Annotated in this window: 4 protein-coding genes and 2 pseudogenes; 3 read left to right on the top strand and 3 right to left on the bottom strand. The window is 69.8% G+C overall.

Annotated elements, in window-relative coordinates:
• Positions 1-538 (top strand): annotated as a pseudogene (locus HUU95_RS09130) (MMPL family transporter); the annotation flags it as partial.
• On the opposite strand, the gene HUU95_RS09125 reads toward HUU95_RS09130, so the two are convergent.
• Together HUU95_RS09125 and HUU95_RS09120 are read right to left on the bottom strand one after the other, a co-directional pair.
• Entirely contained in the window at positions 483-1,403 is a 921-nt protein-coding gene (locus HUU95_RS09125; RefSeq protein WP_254602717.1) for an MlaA family lipoprotein, read from the bottom strand. The pseudogene HUU95_RS09130 and the gene HUU95_RS09125 sit on opposite strands and share 56 nt — an antisense overlap.
• Positions 1,400-1,999 carry an ABC transporter substrate-binding protein gene (locus HUU95_RS09120; RefSeq protein WP_174279824.1) on the bottom strand — a complete coding sequence of 200 codons (600 nt, stop codon included), beginning with the start codon at positions 1,997-1,999 and terminating at the stop codon, positions 1,400-1,402. The genes HUU95_RS09125 and HUU95_RS09120 overlap by 4 nt, the downstream gene beginning before the upstream one ends.
• A 143-nt stretch (positions 2,000-2,142) precedes the next feature.
• On the opposite strand from HUU95_RS09120, the gene ispH reads away from it, so the two are divergent.
• Positions 2,143-3,135, top strand: coding sequence for a 4-hydroxy-3-methylbut-2-enyl diphosphate reductase (gene ispH / locus HUU95_RS09115; protein ID WP_254602716.1), 993 nt, complete (start codon positions 2,143-2,145; stop codon positions 3,133-3,135).
• Positions 3,132-4,277 (top strand): adenosyl-hopene transferase HpnH, encoded by a 1,146-nt coding sequence (hpnH, locus tag HUU95_RS09110; RefSeq protein ID WP_174279823.1) that lies wholly within the window; start codon positions 3,132-3,134, stop codon positions 4,275-4,277. Before ispH ends, hpnH begins: the two co-directional genes overlap by 4 nt.
• On the opposite strand, the pseudogene HUU95_RS09105 reads toward hpnH, so the two are convergent.
• A pseudogene (locus HUU95_RS09105) lies at positions 4,252-4,574 on the bottom strand (hypothetical protein); the annotation flags it as partial. The gene hpnH and the pseudogene HUU95_RS09105 sit on opposite strands and share 26 nt — an antisense overlap.

The raw sequence follows: 4,574 nt of genomic DNA, 5'->3' as shown, positions 1-4,574 counted from the left end.
CGCCGCGGTCGCCCGCGTCACGCCGGCCATCTCCGGCCTGCCGGTCGCGACGCAGGCGGCGGGCGGCACGGTGGCCGGCGCGTTCGTCCAGGCCGGCGTGATCGCGTTTGTACTGGTCAGCCTGCTGCTGTTCGCCGTGCTGCGCGACGTGAAGGAGGTGGCGTTCACGCTCGCGCCGGTGGTGTTGTCGATCTTCCTGACGCTGGGCACCTGCGTCGTTATCGCGCAGCCGATCAACTTCGCCAACATCATCGCCTTCCCGCTGCTGTTCGGGGTCGGTGTCGCGTTCCACATCTATTTCGTGATGGCATGGCGGGGCGGCGCGACCGGGTTGCTGCAATCGAGCCTGGCGCGCGCGGTACTGTTCAGCGCGCTAGCGACCGGGACCGCGTTCGGCAGCCTGTGGCTGTCGGCCCATCCCGGCACCGCGAGCATGGGCAAGATCCTGCTGATCTCGCTCGCGTGGACGCTGATCTGCGCGCTTATCTTCGAGCCGGCGTTGCTGGGTCCGCCGCGGGAGGAGAGGGCGCGGGCGTAGCCGGGTCGACGGCGCCGGCCGGCGCCGGCACAGCCGCTGGATCGGCGAGCGGGTCCTGCAACTCGGGTGGACCGGCGTCCGGCGGCGCGGCCGGATCGATGAGCGGATCGGCCAACCCGTCCTGCGACCCGGCCGGGCGGTGCGCGCCATGCAATTGCGCGATCTCGCCCGCCCGGTCCTGCAGATAGACCGAGCGCAGCGTCGCATACGGGTCGACGGCGCCGGCGAGCAGCGCCTGCAGATCGCCTTCCGCCTCCGCGCGCTGGTCCAGCCCGGTCAGCACCGCGTGCGGCACCTGATAGGCGAGCTTGTCGAACGGCGTGCCCACCGCCAGCGGCAGGACCAGGCCATCGGCCTGACCGCCCAGCAGATCGCGCACCGTGGTCGGCCCGATCACCGGCAGGAACAGATAGGCGCCGGGCTTCACCCCGTAATAGCCGAGCGTGTCGCCGAACCCGTTCGGCCGATGCGGCAAGCGCACGCCGGGCAGCTTAGCGACATCGACAAGCCCGCCCAGCCCCAGCGTCGAGTTGATGACGAACCGTCCCGCCGTCTCCGCCGCCTTGCCCGGCTTGAGCTGCAGGAGGTAGTTGAGGAAAACCAGCGGCTCGCCGAGGTTGGCGAAGAAGTGCCGGATGCCGCCACGCACCGGCTTGGGCACGATCCGCGCATAGCCGCGCGCCGTCGGACCCAGCACGTGCCGGTCGAACCGCTGGTAGCGTGCGAACATCCGGCGGTTGAACCGCTCGTGCGGGTCGCCGGGGGTGGACGTCCGGATCGGGGCCGCGGGCGGGCCGACCGCGGGCGGGGCGGCCTGGAGCGGCGCGGCCAGCGCAAGCATCGGGCCGATCAGGGCGGCGATCACCCGCCGGCTTTCGCCGCCAGATCGTTGAGGTGCGCGATCAGCGCCTTGGCGCCGCCGCTGGCCATCACGGCGGCGAAGTCGCTGCGCCGAGTCGCGAGCTGACTGATCGCGTTCTTGTAGAACACGTCCACGACTCGCCAGCCGTCGGCGCTCTGACGCAGGCGATAGCTGATCGCGACAGGCGCGGCGCCACGGCTGGCGAGCGTCGTGCGGACCAGCCGGTCGCCACCGCGGGACTCGACCTGCGGGGCGACCGTGAACGTTTCGCCGTTCCACCCATCGAAGTTGCTCGCATATTGAGCGATCGTCAGCCGCCGCACCGCCGCGACCAGCGCCGCCTGGTCCCCGGCCGAGAAGCCGGTCCAGGCGGCCCCGACCGACAGGCGGGTGGTCAGCGGCAGATCAAAGACCCGGTCGATCACCGGCGAGATTCGCGCGGCGCGGGCGCCCGTTCCGGCCGCCTTGCCCGCCTTCATGATTGCCAGCAGCCCGGCGTCGAGCTGATCGACCGGCACGCGCGCCGGGTCCTCGCCCTGCGCGAACGAGACGGCGGAACAGCAGATCAGCACCAGCGCGGCGAGGGGGGCGGTTCGCATCCGCTCGTCCTATCGCTGGCAGGTGGAGCGGTCCACTATCGCGTCGGCGCGCGACCCGCACGCATTTGTCACTTTTGTCGCCCGAGCGGGCCGGCTACGGCGCTCGCTCCCAGTTGCCGCCGGGTTGAGCTAGGAGGTCGGGCTTGACGAAGGATGGGTTGCCGCCGCTCAGGGTATTGCTGGCCAGTCCGCGCGGGTTCTGCGCCGGCGTGGTGCGGGCGATCGATATCGTGGAACGCGCGCTCGAACTATATGGCGCTCCCGTCTATGTCCGCCACGAGATCGTCCACAACAAACATGTCGTCGAGACCCTGCGTGGCAAGGGCGCGATCTTCGTGGAGGATCTGTCCGAGATCCCCGAAGGCGCGACCACCGTGTTCAGCGCGCACGGCGTCGCGCGCGCGATCCAGTCCGAGGCGCGCCAACGCGGGCTGCCGGTGCTCGACGCCACGTGCCCGCTGGTCACCAAGGTGCATGTGCAGGGCCGGCGCTACGCCAAGTCCGGGCGGGCGCTGGTGCTGATCGGCCATGCCGGCCATGCCGAGGTGGTCGGCACCCGGGGACAGATCGACGCGCCGATGCACCTCGTCTCGACGATCGACGATGTCGCCGCGTTGCCGATCGAGGCCGCCACCCCGGTCGCCTATATCACTCAGACGACGTTGAGCGTCGACGACACGCGCGGCATCATCGCCGCGCTCCAGGCGCGCTTCGCCGACCTGGCCGGCCCCGATGTGTCGGAAATCTGCTACGCGACGCAGAACCGCCAGTCCGCCGCGCGGGACCTGGCCCGGCAAAGTGACGTGCTGATCGTCGTCGGCGCGAAGAACAGCTCCAACTCCAGCCGGCTGCGCGAGATCGGCGAGGAGCTCGGCGTGCCGAGCTACCTGGTCGACGACGGCAGCGGGGTCGATCCGGCTTGGCTGGATGGTGCCGCGACCGTCGGCCTCACCGCCGGCGCGTCGGCGCCCGACGAGCTGGTCGACAGCGTCGTCGCGGTGCTCGGCCGCGCGCGCGTGGTGACGGTGACGCAACTCGCCGGCATCGAGGAAAACGTGTCGTTCAGCCTTCCCCCCGAACTGCGCCGCGAGCCGGCGCGCGCCGCGATTGCGGCCGAACAGGTCACCTGCCCATGAGCCTCCCCCTAGCCCCGCTGGTCCGCATCGGCGCCTATACGCTGCGACAACATCTGAAAGGTGGTCGTTACCCGCTCGTCCTGATGCTGGAGCCGCTGCTCCGCTGCAACCTCGCCTGCCCGGGTTGCGGCAAGATCGACTATCCCGACGCAATCCTCAACCAGCGGCTCTCGGTGGAGCAGTGCATGGCGGCGATCGACGAGTGCGGCGCGCCCGCCGTCTCCATCGCGGGGGGCGAGCCGCTGCTCCACCGCGACATGCCGGCGATCGTGCAGGGGTATCTCGGCCGCAAGAAGTTCGTGATCCTGTGCACCAACGCGTTGCTGCTGAAGAAGAAGATCGATCAGTATCAGCCGTCGCCCTATTTCACCTGGTCGATCCATCTCGACGGCGACCAGGGGATGCACGACCATGCGGTCGATCAGGCGGGGACCTTCGCGGTCGCGATCGAGGCGATCGAGCTGGCCAAGGCGCGCGGCTTCCGCGTGCAGGTCAATTGCACCGTCTTCGACGGCGCCGAACCGGCGCGGTTGGCCACCTTTTTCGACGAGATGGAGGCGCGTGGCGTCGAGATCACCATCTCACCCGGCTATTCCTATGAGCGCGCCGCCGATCAGGAACATTTCCTGACCCGCGAACGGACCAAGAACTTCTTCCGCGACGTGTTCCGGCGCGGTGACGGCGGCAAGAAGTGGACGTTCACCAACTCGCCGCTGTTCCTCGATTTCCTGGCGGGCAACCAGACCTATGCCTGCACCCCCTGGTCCATGCCGCTGCGCACCGTGTTCGGGTGGCAGAAGCCCTGCTACCTGGTCGGCGAAGGCTATGTCGCGACCTTCGCCGAGCTGATGGACGGGACCGACTGGGACGATTACGGTGTCGGCCGCTACGAGAAATGCTCGAACTGCATGGTCCATTGCGGGTTCGAGGGGACCGCCGCGACTGATTCGATCCGGCACCCGCTCAAGATGTTCGGCATCGGCCGCAACGGCGTCAGGACCGACGGCCCGATGGCGCCGGACATCGACCTGTCGGGCGCCCGGCCGGCGGCGGACGTCCACTCGACGCATGTCGAGCGCGAGCTGACGCGCATTCGAGAGGCGGACCCGGAGGGCTTCAGACGGGTGCAGCGGGCGGCGTAGACGACCCCTCGCCAAGGCCCGCCAGCAGAGGCCCGATCCTTCGGGCGCCGCGCTTCAGCTGCCGCATCGCGCTGATGAAGATGATGGTCATCCGCGCCAGCTCGGCCAGCTGCGCCGGCCGCCGCGCCAGCGAGGCGAGCACCGCCGGCAGGTCCAGTCCACCATCCGGCCGCATCGCCACCGTGACGGCGGGGGGCAACGCATGGCGCACGCCGTCCGACACGCAGCGGACGATCGCGAGCCAACTCCGCTGCTTCGCCGAACTCGACGCGCCAGCGGAATTGAATCTGCGCGTGC

The sequence above is a fragment of the Sphingomonas bacterium genome (assembly GCF_903643065.1).
GTDB lineage: Bacteria > Pseudomonadota > Alphaproteobacteria > Sphingomonadales > Sphingomonadaceae > Sphingomonas.
This window is presented reverse-complemented; position numbering and strand designations above follow the sequence as displayed.